The organism is Arthrobacter sp. TS-15 (assembly GCF_006964045.1).
Taxonomy (GTDB): domain Bacteria; phylum Actinomycetota; class Actinomycetes; order Actinomycetales; family Micrococcaceae; genus Arthrobacter.
The window spans coordinates 26,943-45,231 of the sequence record NZ_SDXQ01000047.1 but is presented as its reverse complement, the minus strand read 5'-3'; the positions used below and the strand labels follow the sequence as shown (position 1 = coordinate 45,231).

The 18,289-nt window shown below is 63.9% G+C and carries 12 protein-coding genes and 1 tRNA gene; 11 read left to right on the top strand and 2 right to left on the bottom strand.

What is annotated here, in order from left to right; translation table 11 throughout:
* Positions 1-40: 40 nt before the first annotated feature.
* Positions 41-1,870, top strand: coding sequence for an ABC-F family ATP-binding cassette domain-containing protein (locus EU811_RS18835; protein ID WP_142939835.1), 1,830 nt, complete (start codon positions 41-43; stop codon positions 1,868-1,870).
* Positions 1,871-2,049: 179 nt separating this feature from the next.
* Here EU811_RS18835 and EU811_RS18830 read toward each other — a convergent pair whose 3' ends face one another.
* Both EU811_RS18830 and EU811_RS18825 read right to left on the bottom strand, forming a co-directional pair.
* Positions 2,050-2,466, bottom strand: coding sequence for a VOC family protein (locus EU811_RS18830; RefSeq protein ID WP_142939834.1), 417 nt, complete (start codon positions 2,464-2,466; stop codon positions 2,050-2,052).
* Between the two features lie 137 nt (positions 2,467-2,603).
* The gene (locus tag EU811_RS18825; protein ID WP_142939843.1) at positions 2,604-3,203 is read right to left on the bottom strand and encodes a TetR/AcrR family transcriptional regulator; all 600 of its coding nucleotides are present in this window, start codon (positions 3,201-3,203) and stop codon (positions 2,604-2,606) included.
* 289 nt (positions 3,204-3,492) lie between these two features.
* Here EU811_RS18825 and EU811_RS18820 point away from each other — a divergent pair.
* The 10 genes from EU811_RS18820 (at position 3,493) to sufU (ending at position 18,281) form a co-directional block, all read left to right on the top strand.
* Positions 3,493-3,564 (top strand) — tRNA-Gln (locus EU811_RS18820).
* Positions 3,565-3,687: 123 nt separating this feature from the next.
* The gene (gene glmU / locus EU811_RS18815; protein WP_142939833.1) at positions 3,688-5,181 is read left to right on the top strand and encodes a bifunctional UDP-N-acetylglucosamine diphosphorylase/glucosamine-1-phosphate N-acetyltransferase GlmU; all 1,494 of its coding nucleotides are present in this window, start codon (positions 3,688-3,690) and stop codon (positions 5,179-5,181) included.
* A 2-nt stretch (positions 5,182-5,183) separates the two neighbouring features.
* Entirely contained in the window at positions 5,184-6,164 is a 981-nt protein-coding gene (locus tag EU811_RS18810; protein ID WP_011774071.1) for a ribose-phosphate diphosphokinase, read from the top strand.
* A 319-nt stretch (positions 6,165-6,483) separates the two neighbouring features.
* Positions 6,484-7,059 (top strand): 50S ribosomal protein L25/general stress protein Ctc, encoded by a 576-nt coding sequence (locus EU811_RS18805; RefSeq protein ID WP_142939832.1) that lies wholly within the window; start codon positions 6,484-6,486, stop codon positions 7,057-7,059.
* Between the two features lie 118 nt (positions 7,060-7,177).
* Positions 7,178-7,762 carry an aminoacyl-tRNA hydrolase gene (gene pth, locus EU811_RS18800; protein WP_142939831.1) on the top strand — a complete coding sequence of 195 codons (585 nt, stop codon included), beginning with the start codon at positions 7,178-7,180 and terminating at the stop codon, positions 7,760-7,762.
* Between the two features lie 141 nt (positions 7,763-7,903).
* Positions 7,904-10,636, top strand: a complete 2,733-nt coding sequence (locus tag EU811_RS18795; RefSeq protein ID WP_238703458.1) for a helix-turn-helix transcriptional regulator — start codon at positions 7,904-7,906, stop codon at positions 10,634-10,636.
* 41 nt (positions 10,637-10,677) lie between these two features.
* A complete protein-coding gene (locus EU811_RS18790; RefSeq protein WP_142939829.1) occupies positions 10,678-13,338 on the top strand; it encodes a helix-turn-helix transcriptional regulator in 2,661 nt (886 codons plus the stop codon).
* A 471-nt stretch (positions 13,339-13,809) separates the two neighbouring features.
* Entirely contained in the window at positions 13,810-16,344 is a 2,535-nt protein-coding gene (locus tag EU811_RS18785) for an ATP-binding protein (RefSeq protein WP_142939828.1), read from the top strand.
* 89 nt (positions 16,345-16,433) lie between these two features.
* Entirely contained in the window at positions 16,434-17,759 is a 1,326-nt protein-coding gene (locus EU811_RS18780; RefSeq protein ID WP_142939827.1) for a cysteine desulfurase, read from the top strand.
* Positions 17,760-17,828: 69 nt separating this feature from the next.
* Positions 17,829-18,281, top strand: coding sequence for a Fe-S cluster assembly sulfur transfer protein SufU (gene sufU / locus EU811_RS18775; RefSeq protein WP_142939826.1), 453 nt, complete (start codon positions 17,829-17,831; stop codon positions 18,279-18,281).
* Positions 18,282-18,289: the final 8 nt, after the last annotated feature.

The following is an 18,289-nucleotide window of genomic DNA, read 5'->3' as shown; positions in this document are numbered from 1 at the left end:
TCCCGTACCCCCGCATTCCAGCAGTAGAAAGTAGTACCCATTGGCCCACCTGCTTGGCGGCGAAAACCTCACCGTTTCGTTCGCGACCCGCACTGTCCTCGACGGCGTCACCCTAGGCTTGGAAGATGGCGACCGCATCGGCATGGTGGGCCGCAACGGCGACGGTAAATCGACGCTCATGCGCCTGCTCGCCTCCCGCTCGACGCCGGACTCCGGTCGCGTCACCAAGCGCGGGGACGTCAACGTCGGCTACCTGGACCAGGGCGACGTGCTCGACGGCGACCTGACAGTGGGCGCTGCGATCGTCGGCGACCGCGCGGACCACGAATGGGCGGCCAATCCCAAGATCCGCGAAGTCATGGGCGGACTGGTGGGCGATGTGGACTGGCACGCCAACGTCCACGCCCTCTCCGGTGGCCAGAAGCGCCGCGTCGCGCTGGCCAAGCTCCTCATCGAAGACCACGACGTCATCATGCTGGACGAACCCACCAACCACCTCGACGTCGAAGGCGTCGCCTGGCTGGCCCGACACCTCAAGACGCGCTGGCGCGCCAACCAGGGCGCCTTCCTCGTAGTTACCCACGACCGCTGGTTCCTGGACGAAGTCTGCAATTACACCTGGGAAGTCCACGACGCCATGGTGGACATGTTCGACGGCGGGTACGCCGCCTACGTCTTGGCGCGCGCCGAGCGCGACCGCACCGCCGCCGTCGTCGAAAGCAAACGCCAGCAGCTTGTCAAGAAGGAACTTGCGTGGTTGAGGCGCGGCGCTCCCGCCCGAACCGCCAAGCCCAAGTTCCGCATCGAGGCTGCCAATGACCTCATTGCCGATGTTCCCGACCCCCGCGACTCCGTTGCCCTCAGTAAAATGGCCACCGCACGCCTGGGCAAGGATGTGCTTGACCTTGAGAACGTGACGCTGGACTTCCTGGACGGCAACGTGGGGCAGAAGCTCTTTGACAACATCACGTTGCGTCTGGCCCCGGGCGAACGGCTGGGGCTGGTGGGCGTCAACGGCGCCGGCAAATCCACCCTGCTGAAACTGCTTAATGGCGAAATCCAACCGAGCTCGGGCAAGGTCAAGCGCGGTAAGACTGTGGTCACGGCCGTATTGACCCAGGACGTTAAGGAACTGGACGACGTCTCCGATCTTCGCGTCATTGAGGTCATCGAGCGCGAGAAGCGGTCCTTCAGTGTGGGCGGCAAGGAATTCACCGCCGGCCAGCTGGTGGAGCAACTCGGGTTTACCAAAGAGAAGCAGTGGACCCCCGTTTCGGACCTTTCCGGCGGTGAGCGCCGGCGGCTTCAACTCCTGCGCCTGCTGGTGGGGGAGCCCAACGTACTGATGCTCGACGAGCCCACCAACGACCTTGATACCGACACCCTTGCCGCCGTCGAGGACGTTCTGGATGGTTGGCCGGGAACGCTGGTGGTGGTCAGCCACGACCGTTACCTGCTGGAGCGTGTCACCGACAACCAGATGGCACTCTTGGGCGACGGCAAACTCCGTGGGCTGCCCGGCGGCGTGGATCAATACCTGGAACTGCGTGAAGCTGCACTGGCCTCGGGCGCCGTTGGGGGCGGCTCCGGTGCTCCGACAGCCGCTACCGGGTCCTCGTCCACTGCCGCCTCTTCCGGTGCCAGCGAAGCCGAAAAGCGCGAAGCCCGCAAGGACCTCAACAGGATCGACCGTCAGCTCAGCAAGATCTCACAGCAGGAAGAAAAGCTCCACACCCAGATGGCCGCTAAGTCCGAATCCGGCGACTTCGATGCCCTGGGGGAGCTCAACGCCAAGCTGCAGGAGCTGCTCGAGGAGAAAGAGGGCCTGGAGCTGGAGTGGCTGGAGGCCGCCGAAATCCTCGGCGAGTAGGGGTGCTGCGGCCTGTCAGTGCCGTTTCGCCGTCGCTTAGACACGACGCATAGGGGCTCCTGCGGTCGCGGGGCGACCTACGGTTCCCGATGCGCCGCGATGCGCTCCTTCGCGAAACGCCACTGACCGCCGATTACCAACGCTCTCTCACATCCCGCGGGTTTGGGGCGATCCCTCTCTCACATCCCGTCGGTTGACGACGCCGGCTCGTAGCCTATGAGCCAGCGCAGGCCGTGGCGGTCCACAACCTGGCCGTCTGATGCACCCCACGGTTTTGGCGCGAGCGGGTCCACGATCCGGCCGCCCTCGGCGAGTTTGTCGAACCATTCGTGGAGAACGTGGGGATCGGCTGCTCCAAGCAACGAGAGCATGGCCCCTTCGATCTGTACGGTCTTCTCGCCAGCCGCTGCGTCAGATCCGCTGAGGGAGACGACTCCGCTGAGGACTCCGTGGGCAATCGCTTCCGGTGGCCCGTCCGTGCGTCCAAAGTCCCGGTACGAATGCAGGGACAGTTCACCACCGAAGACTTCGGCGTAAAAGCCAAGAGCATCTCGAGCTGAGCCGGGAAAACTGATATAGAGCTGGGGCGCCGTCATGAACCAAGCTTACAAAAGTGCCAGGGCGCGAGGGATGTGAGAGAGGGATGGCCGGAAGGGGGTGGGATGTGAGAGACGGTTGGGTTTTTGGGGGTGGGATGTGAGAGACGGTTGGGTGCAAGGGGCGCGGAATAGACCTAGCCTTCGCTGCGGAGCCCGGGTTCTTTTTGCAGCCCGGTCAGGCCGTTCCAAGCCAGGTTGACCAGGTGCGCGGCAACGGCGCGCTTGTCCGGCGTACGGCTGTCGAGCCACCACTGGCCGGTCATCGCCACCATACCGACGAGCATCTGCGCATACATTGCTCCGTCTGAAGCGCTGAATCCACGGCGCGCGAATTCGTCGGAGAGAAGATGTTCCACGCGGGCGGTGACGTGGGAGAGCAGAGTGGAGAAGGCGCCCTCGGGCTGCGAGGGCGGGGCATCACGCATGAGGATCCGGAAACCATCCGTGCGGTCTTCGATGTATCCCAGAAGGGCCAGGGCGGCGCGTTCAACCAGTACCCGGGGCTTGGCTTCAGTGCTGAGGGCCTCGGTGATGGAATCCAAAAGGATCCGGAACTCGGTCTCCACCACCTGCCGGTACAGGCCCTCCTTGGACCCGAAGTGCTCGTAGATCACGGGTTTTGAAACGCCGGCTGAGGCGGCGATTTCCTCGATGGTGGTGCCGTCCAGGCCCCGGGCGGCGAAGAGTGCGCGTCCTATGCCTATGAGCTGTGATTTGCGCTGCTGCCCGGTCATTCGTACGCGCGCTGCGGGAGCAATGGTGGCGCGTGCTGCGGCCTCGGACACAGCAGCCGGCCGGGGGAGTTCAGTGCGGTTGCTCACCTGACCATCATGCCCTAAGTAGGCTGGGGAAGGGCTGATGGGCGGGCCGCCTGAGGATGGAGGAACCAGTCACGGAGCAGACGCGGGGCGGTCAAGTCGCGAAGCACAGGGTGGTCATGGCAAACTAGTTTCTTGTGTGTGCATCCCGGTGATCCGGGAAACCCTCCGGGCCGCAAGATTCGGGGGACGAAAGCATGCACGGTCCGCTCTGGTGTAATGGCAGCACCCCGGCCTTTGGAGCCGTGGAGTATAGGTTCGAATCCTATGGGCGGAACGGTCGGAAAATGCGCTCCTTCTCTGTACCTGTAGCGGCTCTCACGGTGCCTGGGTCCATTGTTGGATTGCAGCATTCCGAAGCCGGGTTACCCGGGACATACCGAGCAAGGAGAGCCAGTACGTGAGCCCCGAAACCATCGGTCCCGCAGCGGTGATCGTTTTGGCCGCAGGTGCCGGAACGCGCATGAAGTCGCGGACTCCCAAGATCCTTCACGAAATCGGCGGCCGCTCCATGGTGGGCCACGCTCTTCTTGCCGCACGTGCCATTAATCCCCTGAAGCTGGCCTTGGTGGTCCGCCATGAGCGTGACCGCGTAGCCGAGCATGTCACAGGGCTTGACCCGGAAGCGCTGATTGTTGACCAGGACGACGTTCCCGGCACCGGCCGCGCAGTGGAAGTAGCGCTCAAGGCCTTGGATGCCGACGCCGAGCTTTCCGGCACGGTAGTGGTCACCTACGGCGATGTTCCGCTGCTGACTGGCCAGCTCCTTGGCGAACTGGTGGCAACCCACGAGGCTGAGGGCAACGCTGTCACAGTGCTGACCGCAGTGCTGGACGACGCCACCGGTTACGGCCGGATCCTGCGCGCCGACGACGGAACCGTCACCGGTATCCGCGAACACAAGGATGCCAGCGAAACCGAACGGACCATCCGCGAAGTCAACTCGGGCATCTACGCTTTTGATGCCGCCGTTTTGCGCACTGCGCTGGCGAAGGTCACCACAGACAACGCGCAGGGCGAGATGTACCTAACTGACGTCCTGGGCTTGGCCCGCGACGCAGGCGGCCGGGTGGCCGCCGTCGTCACTGAAGACCGCTGGCAGGTTGAAGGGGCGAACGACCGCATCCAGCTCTCTGCCCTGGGTGCCGAGCACAACCGCCGAATCATCGAATCCTGGATGCGCGCAGGGGTAACCGTGGTGGACCCCGCCACCACGTGGATCGACGCCACCGTCACCCTTGACGAAGACGTCCGTCTGCTGCCCAACACCCAACTGCACGGTGCCACCACTGTGGCGCGCGACGCCGTCGTGGGTCCGGACACCACCTTGACCGACGTGAACGTGGGTGAGGGTGCGAAGGTGATCCGCACGCACGGATCCGGTTCCACGATTGGCGCCAAGGCGAGCGTGGGGCCTTTCACCTACCTGCGCCCCGGCACTGTCCTTGGGGAGACCGGGAAGATCGGCGCTTTCTACGAAACCAAGAACGTCACCATTGGCCGTGGCTCCAAGCTGTCCCACCTGGGCTATGCCGGTGATGCCGAGATCGGCGAAGACACCAACATCGGCTGCGGCAACATCACGGCCAATTACGACGGCGAGAAGAAGCACCGCACGGTGATCGGCTCGGGCGTCCGTACAGGTTCCAACACGGTCTTCGTAGCTCCCGTGACCGTGGGCGACGGAGCCTACAGCGGCGCCGGGGCCGTCATCCGCAAGGATGTTCCCGCGGGCGCACTGGCCCTGAGCCTGGCCGCACAGCGGAACGCTGAAGGTTGGGTCGTTGCCAACCGTCCGGGCACTGACTCCGCAAAGCTGGCTGAGGCTGCGCACGAGCTGACGTCCGCCTCCACATCCTCACAATCCCCGGCAACCACAGAAGAGGGCAAATAGGCATGAGCGAAATTACCGCACACGGCGAGAAGAAACTGATTCTCGCCGCCGGAAGGGCGCATCCGGAGCTGGCGCAGGAAATCGCGAAGGAGCTGGAGACCGAGCTCCTGCCGATCGACGCCTACGACTTCGCCAACGGGGAAATCTACGTCCGTTCGGCCGAGAGCGTCCGTGGCACTGATGCCTTCGTCATCCAGGCCCACCCGGCTCCGTTGAACAACTGGCTGATGGAGCAGTTGATCATGATCGACTCCCTCAAGCGGGCCTCGGCCAAGAGGATCACGGTTGTTTCCCCGTTCTACCCCTACTCCCGCCAAGACAAGAAGGGCCGTGGCCGCGAGCCCATCTCCGCCCGCTTGGTTGCCGACCTCTACAAGACTGCCGGCGCGGACCGCATCATGTCCGTTGATCTGCACACCTCGCAGATCCAGGGCTTCTTCGACGGCCCCGTTGACCACCTGATGGCCATCCCGCTGCTGGCTGACTACATCCGCACCAAGGTGGAAGCTGACAACATCACTGTTGTTTCCCCGGACACCGGCCGAGTCCGGGTTGCAGAGCAGTGGGCAGAGCGCCTGGGCGGCGCCCCGCTCGCATTTGTTCACAAGAGCCGCGACCTCACCGTCCCCAACCAGGCCGTTTCCAAGACCGTTGTTGGCCAGGTTGAGGGACGCACCTGCGTGCTGATCGACGACATGATCGACACCGGTGGAACCATCTCCGGCGCTGTCCAGGTGTTGAAGAACGCCGGCGCAAAGGACGTCATCATCGCCTGCACCCACGCAGTGTTCTCGGATCCCGCCGCGCAGCGCCTTGCCGACTCCGGTGCCCGTGAAGTTGTGGTCACCAACACCCTGCCCATCCCGGCTGAGAAGCGCTTCCCGTCGCTGACGGTGTTGTCGATCGCTCCCTTGATTGCGCGCGCCATTCGTGAAGTGTTCGACGACGGTTCGGTCACCAGCCTGTTCGACGGCAAAGCCTAACGCCGGACTGCTGACTTAAGCGGGCCATCTGCCGCCTTCGGGCGTGCGGGTGGCCCGTTTTCTTTGGTCGTTTTCAGAAAGAGTGCGATCCGCTGCTAAACTTTTGGGGATACCTTGGCGAGGGAGAGCACATCCGGTCCGCATTATGTGGATCAGGGTTGCGGGTCTCCGTTATCGACTGGGTCTGCATCTCCTTCAACACAGGCGGAACGGCTGCTCGGCGGCCGATCTCAGCTGGGCGTAGAAGGTCTCCAGACCTCCGCCCTTGCTGATAGACCAGCCCGGACTTTCCGGGTGACACAGTAATCAAGGAGTACACATGTCTGAGCAGAAGCTCACCGCAGAACTGCGCACCGAATTCGGCAAGGGTTTCGCCCGCCGTGCACGTATGGCCGGCCAGATCCCGGCTGTCATCTACGGTCACGGCGCAGAGCCGATCCACATCAACCTGCCGGGCCGTGCCACCACGCTGGCAGTGCGCGTTTCCAACGCCCTCCTCGCGATCGACGTCGACGGCGAGCAGCACCTCACGCTCGTCAAGGACATCCAGCGCGATCCCGTAAAGCAGATCATCGAGCACGTTGACCTCCAGACCGTGAAGGCCGGCGAGAAGGTTACCGTCGACATCGCCGTCCACGTTTCCGGTGAAGTTGCTCCGGGTGCCGTTGCCAGCCTCGAAGCCACCACGGTTTCCCTCGAAGCTGAAGCAACCCACGTTCCCACCGCCGTTGAGGTCAGCATCGAAGGCCTCAAGGCCGGCGAGAGCATCCACGCCTCTGACCTGGTCCTGCCGAAGGGTTCCACCCTGCTCACCGAAGGCGACACCCTGGTTGTCCGCATCGCTGAAGCCGCTGGCTCGGAAGAAGAAGAAGACACGGAAGCTGCTGCCGAGTAGTCTTCTGACTGTTTGAGGCTTACGCCGTTCAGTGGCCGGGCACCCTTGGGTTCCCGGCCACTTTCTTCTTTGCCGTCCACCGTTTCGGCTGAACCCGCACACACTCCTAGGATGAGACATGACTGACACTTGGCTGATTGTTGGCCTCGGCAACCCCGGCAGTGAGTACAGCAACAATCGGCACAATGTTGGCCAGATGGTGCTGGATGAACTTGCTTCCCGCATGGGTGGGAAGTTCAAGGTGCACAAAGCCCGGGCCCAGGTGGTTGAGGGGCGACTCGGTATCGGGGGTCCTCGCGTGGTGCTTGCCAAGCCCATGACGTACATGAACGTCTCTGGTGGACCCGTTGCAGGACTGTGCAACTTTTTTGACATTGCCCCGGACCATGTCATCGCAGTCCACGATGAGATTGATATCCCTTTTAACACAGTCAAGCTAAAACTTGGCGGTGGCGAGGGCGGCCACAATGGCCTGCGGGACATTTCAAAAGCACTCGCCACCAAGGATTATCTGCGCGTCCGAGTAGGCGTTGGCCGGCCACCAGGACGGATGGAGACAGCCGATTACGTTCTCCGCGATTTCGCTACCGCGGAGAAGAAGGAACTGCCGTTTCTCCTGGACGAGGCAGCTGACGCCGTGGAACTGCTCATGGACCAGGGCCTGCTCGCGGCGCAACAGAAGCACCACCCCGCCAAAGCTTGAGCAAATCTTGAGGAAAGCCTGAGGAAAGCCTGACGGTCCCGAGGACCTTTAGCCCTACAAACTGCGGGCGCCCGACGGTAGTGTGCATGGTACGCAGGTAAGCGGTGGGGGACTACCGCGAATGTGTAGCTAAGGATGCGGATGTCGGCGGAGTTGCTAAACAGGAGCGGTGGAGGCGCAGCGAGGGCTGCGGCTCCCGATCTGTTGGGCGGCCCAACAGACCGTCAAACATGGTCGCTGTTGGCCCGGAGCCACGATTTGTCCAAGGCGGGCAAGCATCTGGAATCACCCGATTCCTACGGCGTGGTCCTCACGGGGGAGCGGGGGATCGGAAAGTCGGGCCTGGCGAGGGCCGTGGTGTCCTCACTCGGCCCCAAAGTCCACAGCCTCCAGCTGCGTAACACTGTAGCCAGCGGTCAGACCCCCTACGGATGCCTTGGCTTCCTGCTTGCCCGGCTGCCTTCGGGGGCCGTGGGTTCGCCCACCGGCATACTGCACGCGGTCACCAACCTGATCAGGTCAGAGGCCGCCGGCCGGGAGACCGTGTTCATCGTGGACAACGCCGGCGGCATGGATCCCATGAGCACCGGGGTGCTGCTGAACCTTATGGCTACCGGCACCGCAAAAGTCATCGCCACCGTCCAACGCGCCAGTGACCTCCCCGCCGATTTCCACCGGCTGGTCCTTGAAGGAGTGCTGGGCGAGGTTCATCTGAACACCCTCAGCGAGGAACAGACCAAACAGGTCCTCGGCTCGGTTCTTGGCCATTACGTTTCTTCAACCCTGGTGGGTTCACTGCACTCGGCAGTGGGCGGCAACCCCATGCTCCTGCATGCTCTTCTTGAGGAGCAGCGGCATTCGGGCAACCTGGTCCTCAACGACTCCGTCTGGACACTGCGTGATCGGATCAATCTTGAGGGTGCCACGGTGGTGGAGGACTTTGTCCGTTCCAGGCTGGCGCGCGAACCGCAAGCCAGCAGGACCGTCGTCGAAATCCTGGCCTGCGCGCAGCGCGCAACGTTACTGGATCTTGCAGCGATCTTCGGCGCCGACGTCCTGGTGGACATGGAAGAGGCGGCACTGCTGACGATAGAAAAGACCGGTGAGCACTGGGTCTCGCTCCGGGACCCGTATGTAGGAGAAGTTGTCCGGGGTTGGCTGAGCACCCGCCGCATGCGTGAGCTGCGCCTGATGCTGCACGGTCCCAAAGAACCCGAGCTGCAGGCCTTGGCGCCGCAGGATCTCTTGAGCTATGCGGCATGGATGCACGCGTCCGAGGATGAGCCGGCGCCGTCGCCCGCGCATGCGCTTGCGGCCGGGCGGGCGGCGTTGGATGACTACGATCCCAACTTCGCTATCCAATGCACCCTGTCGTTGGACCCTCAGGACAGTGAATGGGTGCCCGGACAGCGTCTGAAGGCTGCGGCCTACCTTATGCTGGACCTGCCACTGCATGCGGCCCAGGCCCTGGATGAAGTGCCCGAATCCCGCATGAGTGCCTTGGACCCCTTGGAGTTCGCTGAAGTCACCGCAGCAAAATGCCAGGCAATGACGTGGATCGACGGACGGTCCGGTATGGTGCCGGGAGTGATCGCCGCCTGCTTGGAGACGCTCGAATCCAAGGCCAAGGACTATCCCGCGCAAGCCATGGCAAAGGCGCGTAACCGCCTGCAGCTATGTAATTACGAGTACAAAACCTTCACTGGTGAGTACGCCGCCATGATTGAGGACTTGGAAGCCGAGCAGGCCAAGGATTCCTCGGAGGACCCTGAACACTGGCTCAAATCCTCCTTCTTCCTGATTGAGGCCCGCTGCATGCTGGGCAGGGAACTGGAGGCGCAACAACTTGCTCGGACCGTTTCACGGCACTTGGGGGATGTGGACCGCCCGGCACAGTTGGAGGAATCCTTCGCCAAGCATGCGTTCCTGGTGCTCCTGCTGTCCGGCCAATGGCGCAAATGCATCGAACTGATGCGCCGCACGCCCTCGGGCTCCTCACGCCTCCGATACAGGGGCGCACTCACCGAACTGGGAATTGGGCTCGCATTCGCATACGCAGGCAAGCCAGCCAGCGCAATTGAACCCCTGCGATCGGCCGTCGCCCAGCTCGAACTGCGGCCCAGTATGAACATGAACAAGGTTGCTTACGCAGCCACCGCTTTTGCCTATGCTCAATTGGGCAATTCCGTGGAGGCCGGCCGATACCTTGACTTGTTCCGCACATGCAGGGGAGTGGGGACCTTCTTCTCCGAATCCGTGGCTGAGTTCTGTGCAGAGATGGCCGGGCGCTGGATGGGAGACCCGGACGTGAAGCAACGTCTGCTGGCCCGGGTGCGGAACGACATGGAGCAGCAGCGGTTCACCACCGCCGGCATCAACCTTTTTGGGGCCACAGTGGAAGGCACGGATGAGGAGTACCGGCTGCTGGAAGACATTGCCGGCCGACGCCAAGGACCGTTGGCCAAGATCTCCGGCGACCTTGCACGCGGCGCCCTGACGAAGAGCTCGCGCTCGCTGCTTGCGGCCGCAGACGCCGCAGCGGCACTGGATCTGCTGGTGGTTGAAGCCCGCTGCGTGGCCATGGCGCTTGACTTCGCCAGGGACGCCGGCGAGACCACGGCGGCCCGAACGGCACAACTGCGGCTCGAAAGGTTGGAGCATTCCGTCCCGGCGTTACCGATCCAGCCACGCAGCGACGCGCCGGTATTGACCGAACGGGAACGCCAGATTGCTAAACTCGCGGGAAAGGGTGTCAGCAACCGCGAAATCGCGATGGATATTGGGGTGTCTGTGCGAACTGTAGAAGGTCATCTGTACCAGGTGTTCACCAAGCTCGGCGTATCGTCTCGGGGCGAGCTCAATGGGCTGCTGTGAACTGCGGCGTGCAACTTCCGTAGCCCCGGCGCGGGTTGCCCATGCGGGCTGAGCACCTTGTAGGCCGGGACGCGGAACTCGAACTGGCCATGGAGATCCTGAGGCAGGAAGGCGCCGGGGCTGTGCTTCTGGTTGCCGATTCCGGAATTGGCAAAACCGCCCTGGCAGCCGAGATCGCCGCCCGCCTGGCTGGGGAGATGGTGGTGATGCAGGTTCACGGGAGCCCTGCTTTGTCCGCGGTTCCCTATGGAGTCCTGGCTCCCTATCTGCTGGATCTTCCCGTGGAGCAGGCAACCTCGCCTGTGGCGATCCTGCGCGAGTTCTGGTCCCAGTTCGAGCAACGGCGTGGCGGGGAAGGTGCCCGCCTGCTGCTGATCGTGGACGATGCCCACGATCTCGATGAAGGCAGCACCCAGATTTTGGCCGAGCTGGTCACCGCCGGATGGGCGCGGCTGGTAGCCACCAGCAGGCCCAGGCCCGGCTTGCCTGCGGCGTTGCTGCAACTCTGGTACGACGGATTGGCAGAGCGGTTGGAGCTCCATCCGCTGGATCAGGACACTGTCACGGAGTTGGCGGAAAAGACCCTTGGGGGAGCGGTCATGTCCAGTGCGGCCGAAGCCCTGCACGCCATGTCCGAAGGCAACCCCTTGCTGCTCCACTGCCTCCTGGAGGACTCCAGGACTGACGGAAACCTGGTCCGTCGGAACGGAGTGTGGCTCCTGACGCGTGCACTTTCCGGGGACGGGGAAAGCCTTGCTGATGTAGTCCGCAACAGGGTCCTGCGTACCAGCGAAGCCGAACGGGAGGCGATGTACGTCATTGCCTTATCCGAGCCCGTCCCCGCCGCGGTGTTGGATACGCTGGTAGGCAGGGACACCGTACGGGCGTTGATGGATAACCGGCTTGTGGTCTCTGCCAACGGACCCGGCGGGCCCCTCAGGATGTGGCACCCCATGTACGGTGAGGCGCTCCGGCAGATCGTTTCGCCCGCCCGCAGCCTGCAGATCCGCCAGCGCATGGTGCAGCAATTTCCAGGAGAACCGTCCACGGAGGAGGGCCTGCTGCGCATGGTGGGCTGGGCCCTGGACTGTGGTGCCGACGTCGATGATGAACGGCTGCTGCAGGCAGCCTTCCTGGCCGCCAAGACGCTCCAGTACCCGCTGGCATTAGCGGCGGCTGCCAAGGTCCGCTCGGAGGAGTTGCGCCCGCGGGCACGCGCCGTCATGGCCATGGTCAAATACAACGACGGCGACTACCGCGGTGCCGTCCGACTGTTGGAGGAAGGCTCCGGGTTCCTGGATGCTGACGCGGCCGGCCCCGTGGGCGCAGGCCTGCTGTGGGCTGCCGCGCGCGCCGCCGCGGGAGACTCGCCGGCTGACATTGTGGCTGATGCCTGGGCCGCGGCAAAAGCCCTGATGGGTGAGCGGGAGTCGTCGGATTCTGTGCTCCAACGGGTCGAAGGGCACGTCCGGGCAGTGGAATTGGCGGTCCTGGCCAGTGACGGCCACTACGAGGAACTCCGCGAGGGCCTGGACCGGTTTGCCGAGAAGTTTGCAACGGATGGCCCCGATCTTGCCCTGAACCGGATATTCCTTCGTGCGATGCAGTGCGAGCTGTTGACGGTGGAGGGCCAAGCCGTGGAGGCGCTGGACGCCGGGCGTGAAGCTTTGCTGCTGTTGGACGAGCACCACCATGAGATTCTCTACATCAGCGACTTCGTGCTGCTGCGCTACACGCTTGCCGCCTTGGAGGCTGGAGACTGGGAGGCAGCCGGGACTGCCCTGGACCGGTACGGTGCTGCCACGGCCAGGGGGCTGATCTATTTTGGCGGTGATCTTGAGGCGCTCAAAGGCTTGTCATTGCTGCGTCAGGGCCGATTGGAGAAGGCCGAGGAACTGCTGACGCCCGCCGTCGAGGCTCTCCGCGTCAGGGACCCGCTGCAGCTGCGAAGCCTTGGAACGGCCCTTGCCTTCTACGCGGCGGCCAGGTCCGGCAACGCATCGCTGGCCAGCCGACTGGAGAGCGAGCAGTGTGATGCTGCCGCCGGTGGTGCCTACGTTGAGGCCCTTGCCGAGCTGTTCCGCCTTGCTGGCGAGGAACTTCTCAGCAAGGGCACAGGGCTGCCGAAACTTAGTGGTCTACCGGAATCGGGTCATCTTCACCGGCTGCCGGGCATTCTGCTCCAAAACCTGGTCCTCAGGGCTGAAGCCGGGGACGTCCAGGCCTTGGAGTCAATCCAGGAAACGGCGTCGTCGATGGCAGGAAGCTGGGCAACCGGCTGGCAGTCACTGGCGGCGGCGCAGTTGCGCGGTGAGGGCGAAGGGCTGGTGAACGCAGGCAACCTCCTGGCAGCATCCGGGATGCCCGGGCCGGCAGCCGTAGCGTTCGACAAAGCGGCTGTGACTTTCGATGCCGAAGGCAAACGCCCGGAAGCGCGACAAGCTGCGGTACTGCGGGATGTCAATGAGGCAACCCTGGGCGACGCCCTGGTCCACGACCCCCAAACCGAGGCGGACCGGTCTGTGCCACTGACCCGACGCGAGCAGGACATTGTGGCATTGGCTGTTTCGGGCCTGACCGACCGTCAAATTGCCGAGAAACTCATGGTTTCGGTCCGGACCGTGGAAGGCCACTTGTACCGGAGCTACGCCAAACTGGGTATCCGCAGGCGGGAAGACCTGGGTACTGCCGTCCGTCACTGACGACGCCGCCTGAGTACCCGCAAAATCGCCGTTAAAGCAGCTTCCCTTGGAATCGCGCGGGATTTAACCAATCAATGGAGTAATGCGCGGGTATTTCGTGTCGCAACCAAGTAGTGCCCTGTCCGGGGACTGAGTACAACAGAGTACCGGCGGGATAAAAGCGGCCCACTTTTCGAGTACCAACTACTGATGTACGGCATGTTGCGCCCCGGCAGTATTGATCTTGGAAGAACGGTTCAGCCCCAAGCATCACCGGGATTCCGGAAATCGCATCACCCGCATCGGAGGTCTCTTGAGCCGATGCTCCGGCCACCGAAAGGTGGTCCGGCCCTGTACGAAGCCGGCGGCGACAGAGTCTTCTGAGACCGAGACTCTCCCCCCAGCCGCCGCCGGCTTCTAGGACAGGGATCCGCGCACCGCGGAACCCAAAAACCCTTCCCGGATCATGGGACTGCTGCTATTGGAGTGTGCATGTTGCCGGACCCTTGGCTGGACGAAGACACCGTCACAGCCGGTCTGAGGCCATCAACATTTCCCGATAGAACGCAACTTCTAAACCTCATCCTCTCGGCAGTCCCGTCCCCGTCCACCAGCGGCATCGTGGTGGTGGGAGAGCGGGGCTCCGGAAAGAGCCACCTTCTTCTTTCCGTCAAAGAGGGACTTCCCGAGACCGTCGACGTCCGCACCTTCAGCGGAAAACCGGAACGCCGGGCCCTTCAATTCGGCGCTTTAGGCGCCGTTTCGGCAACGGCAGGGGCGGCGGCAGCGGCCGACGAGGCCGTGGCGCCGGGCCTGCACGTTCTCCGGGCCCTGACCAGTACTCTGGGGCCGGCCGACTACTTGTACACACCCTCACGCGGACGACGCCGGAACAAGCGGCACGTTCAACCGGCACGGCCGCAGCTGGTCCTGTTGGTGGACGACATCCACTACATCGATCCGGCCTCACTGGCGGTCCTGCTGCAACTCATTCCGGGCTTCGGTGCCACCTTGGTGGCCACAGCGGAAAGCCGACACCCCCTCCCGCCTGATCTTTACCAGCTCTGGGAAGACGGCTTCCTGGAGCAGTACTTCCTCCCACCCTTTACCTTCAGTGAGGCACACGCTTTGTGCCAGTCCATCCTTGGCGGGCATGTCCAGCGACGCGCGAGCAGCCTCCTTGCCGCAATGAGCGGTTTCAACGTGGGATTGCTGTGCCTGGCGGTCGACGACGCGCGCCGCTCCGGGTTCCTGGTCCGGGCTGATGGTTACTGGACCATCGATGTCCGGGCCCACTGTGAATGGCCCGGCGTGGTTGAGCATGTCCGGGCGGAGAACATTTCGCGCCCCCCTGAAGAGCGCCAGGCGCTCGAACTCATCGCGCTCTCGGAGCCGGTGGCGCTTGAGGTGGTGGAGCGTCACTTCGGTCAGAAAGCCATTGAACATCTCCTCACCAATCACCACATCAGGCTGCTGCCAGGCTCGCCCCCGCTGCTCAGCACAAGTTCCTGGCTGCGCGGGGAGGGGACCAGGCTGTCCGTGCCGCGCTCGCGGAGCATGGCCCTTCGGCTGGGCGTGGAGGAACCTGAGCTGACTACGGAGACGGCGCCTGCCCTGCTGCGATGGATCACGTGGACCCTGGACTGCGGGCTGAGCCTCTCCGACGAACTTCTCCTTGCTGCCGCACCCGCCGCTGACAGGCCGTCCACCGCCGAGCTTGCTCTGAGGGCCGCCTCGGCAGTGACGGGCGAGGATCACCTGGACGAGGCCAGGCTGGTCAGGGCGCGGGCATTGATCGCCGAGGGCCACCTCCGGGAAGCAGGTCCGGAACTTCGGCAGCTGGCAACCGCGGGCGGGCTCCCTGAAGTGAAGATCGATGCCGCGCACCGGTTGCTGGCTCTGGGGCTGCTGGGTGCTGCATCCCTACCTGCCGGGTCTGCGTTCACCCATCATCGGCCGGGGGAGCCCACTGACGCCGCCCTATTGATCATGAACAATGTGCACGAAGCCGAGCGTCTGCTGCTGTCCGGGGCCGCCCCGGAAGCCTTGAAAAGGTCAACAGCAGCCATGGAAGCCATCAACGCCGATCCCACCTTGAACATGTTCCTGCCGGGGGTACTGCTCCGGCACGTGATGGGCCTGCGGTACAACCTGGCCTGGGAACCGGCGGATCCGCTGGTGGATACTCCCGCCCATTACACCCTGCCGATGCACCTCTCGGCGTGCCTGGACGTCGCCCGCGGTTACGTCCAGCTCAGCCAGGGACTCCCGCGTGCAGCCCGTGCCACCTTGGAGCCGGTCCTGGCAGAACTGCACGACGCCGGTCTGCCGCCAGTCCTTGCTCTGGCTGCGGCCCTGCTGGCCTACTCCGAGGCGCTGTGCGGGAACACCCGGCAGGCTTTGGCCAAGGCCCGGCAGAGCATGACTGCGCAGGAAGCCGCCGGGGTGTCCGTTCAGCATGACTCCGACCAAGCAGCAGGACATTCAGCGGATCCGTCCGGACTCTTCACTCAACATGCTCTGGGGGCGCAGCCTGGTCTGTTGTCGCAACTCGCTGCCGTGTACGTCGCAGCGGCGCAGGACCAGGTTGCCGGGACGTCAACACACCTGATGGCTCTGGCGGAACATGTGCACGCCCAAGGCAGCATCCTGATGGAGGCAGAGGTGTTCTCCCTCCTGACACTTAACCCGGCCAGTGCCGCCGTCGACGATCCCGCGATCCAGCGACGCCTTGGCGCGCTGGCAGCAACTGTTCATGGTCCGGGCGGGGCAGCATGGGGGACGTTTGCAGCCGCTCTGGTGGGCAACGACCCCAAAGCACTTGAAGCGGCGGGCCGGAGCCTGTCCGCGGACCGGCAGTTTGCCCACGCCGCCCTGTGCTATTCCCGGGCCGCAGCGGGTTACGAGGCCAGGACCCGGGCTGCCGCCAGCCGCCGGGCCTCGGTGCTCCTGGGGAGGCTCCGGGCCGCCTTCGATAGCGGGATGGTTCCACCGCTGGGCTGGGTGCCCGGGAGGGCCGGCGGCTGAACGTGCTGTACGGCACACCTGCGGCACCGCACGGCAGGGGCCACCGTGGGATAATGAGGAGTCCCTGAAGGATTTCCAAGGAGCGTCCCTTGACTGCCGTATCAACTCCCGCCTCACTGCAGCGATCCATGCATGCCATGGACAACGCGGAGGTGTTGCGGATCCGGAATGATTTCCCGGTGCTGGACCAGCTGGTCAACGGCAAACCCTTGATCTACCTGGACTCCGGCGCTACATCGCAAAATCCGCTCAGTGTCATCGAAGCCGAGCAGGAGTACTACGAGCAACGCAACGCCGCTGTTCATCGTGGCGCCCACCACCTTGCCGTGGAAGCCACGGAGGTCTTCGAGGACGCCCGCCAGGCCGTGGCGGATTTCATCGGTGCGCAGTACGAGGAAACAGTGTGGACCTCCAACGCCACCGAGGGCCTGAACCTCATCAGCTACGCCCTGTCCAACGCCGCTCTCTGGGCAGCACAGGGAAGGGGTGGGTCCGCGCTGAAGGACCTGGCCATCGGTCCGGGCGATGAGATCGTGGTCACCGAAATGGAACACCACGCCAACCTGATTCCCTGGCAGGAACTGGCGTTCCGGACCGGCGCCACCCTGAAGTACATCCCGATTGCGGACGACGGCACCTTGCAGCTTGATGCCGCCGCGGAAATCGTGGGGGAGCGGACCAAGCTCCTTGCCTTCAGCCACGCATCCAACGTCCTGGGCACCATCAACCCCGTCGCCGAGCTCGTAGCCATGGCCCGCCGCGTCGGTGCTTTGGTGGTCCTGGACGCTTGCCAGTCCGTTCCGCACATGGCTGTGGACGTCAAAGGACTGGATGTCGATTTCGCCGTGTTCTCCGGCCACAAGATGCTGGCCCCCACCGGGGTAGGGGTGCTGTACGGCAAGCAGGAACTCCTGGATGTGTTGCCGCCGTTCCTGACGGGCGGATCCATGATTACAACGGTCACCATGGAACGGGCCGAGTACCTGCCGGCACCGCAGCGGTTCGAAGCCGGAACCCAGCGCATCTCCCAGGCCGTTGCGCTCGCAACCGCCGTGAACTACCTCACCGAGACCGGGATCGACCGCATCCATGCGTGGGAGTCGACGCTGGGCCAGCGTCTGGTGAAGGGGCTTGAGGCAATCGAGGGCATCCGCGTCGTCGGTCCGGCCTCAGGGTCTGAAAGGATCGGCCTGGCAGCTTTCGACGTCGCCGGCGTCCACGCGCACGACGTCGGACAGTTCCTTGATGACCGCGGCATCGCCGTTCGCGTCGGTCACCACTGCGCCCAGCCGCTGCACCGGCGCCTGGGCCTGACGGCAACCACCCGCGCCAGCACCTACCTCTACAACACCACGGACGACGTCGACGCTTTCCTGGACGCAGTTTCGGGTGTCCGGGCCTACTTCCAGGCCTGACACGCGGCACAGGCCTTTGGCCGCACAGCCGTCAACCAACGATTTTCCCCAGAAGAGGCACCAAGCATCATGAGTCTTGACCAGCTGTACCAACAGATCATCCTGGACCACTCCAAGCAGCGGCACGGCAGCGGCCTCGCGGAAACGGGTGCGCCGGACGGTACATCCACCGGGCAATCGCACCAGCTGAACCCTGTGTGCGGGGATGAGGTGACGCTGCGGCTCGCAGTCTCCGACGGAACCGTTCAGCAGATCCGCTGGGACGGTGCGGGCTGCTCCATCTCCATGGCCTCAGCTTCTGTGCTTAGCGAACTTGGCGAGGGCATGTCCGTGGAGGAGCTCCACTCGGTCATCGATAATTTCCGCGAGGTGCTCCGGTCCCGCGGAAAAGTACAGGCAGACCCGGAGATCCTGGGCGATGCCGCCGCCTTCGAAGGCGTGGCCCGTTACGCGGCACGCGTGAAATGCGCCATGATCTCCTGGGTTGCCGCTGAGGACGCGCTCAACCAGGCCACCGCCTAGCCTCTGGC

What these genes read in the sequence shown, in the direction of transcription:
- EU811_RS18830 (WP_142939834.1), bottom strand. Translation starts at nt 2,466, where the DNA reads ATGACGGCGCCCCAGCTCTATATCAGTTTTCCCGGCTCAGCTCGAGAT.
- EU811_RS18795 (WP_238703458.1), top strand. Translation starts at nt 7,904, where the DNA reads ATGTCGGCGGAGTTGCTAAACAGGAGCGGTGGAGGCGCAGCGAGGGCT.
- EU811_RS18805 (WP_142939832.1), top strand. Translation starts at nt 6,484, where the DNA reads ATGTCTGAGCAGAAGCTCACCGCAGAACTGCGCACCGAATTCGGCAAG.
- pth (WP_142939831.1), top strand. Translation starts at nt 7,178, where the DNA reads ATGACTGACACTTGGCTGATTGTTGGCCTCGGCAACCCCGGCAGTGAG.
- sufU (WP_142939826.1), top strand. Translation starts at nt 17,829, where the DNA reads ATGAGTCTTGACCAGCTGTACCAACAGATCATCCTGGACCACTCCAAG.
- EU811_RS18790 (WP_142939829.1), top strand. Translation starts at nt 10,678, where the DNA reads ATGCGGGCTGAGCACCTTGTAGGCCGGGACGCGGAACTCGAACTGGCC.
- EU811_RS18810 (WP_011774071.1), top strand. Translation starts at nt 5,184, where the DNA reads ATGAGCGAAATTACCGCACACGGCGAGAAGAAACTGATTCTCGCCGCC.
- EU811_RS18785 (WP_142939828.1), top strand. Translation starts at nt 13,810, where the DNA reads ATGTTGCCGGACCCTTGGCTGGACGAAGACACCGTCACAGCCGGTCTG.
- EU811_RS18825 (WP_142939843.1), bottom strand. Translation starts at nt 3,203, where the DNA reads ATGACCGGGCAGCAGCGCAAATCACAGCTCATAGGCATAGGACGCGCA.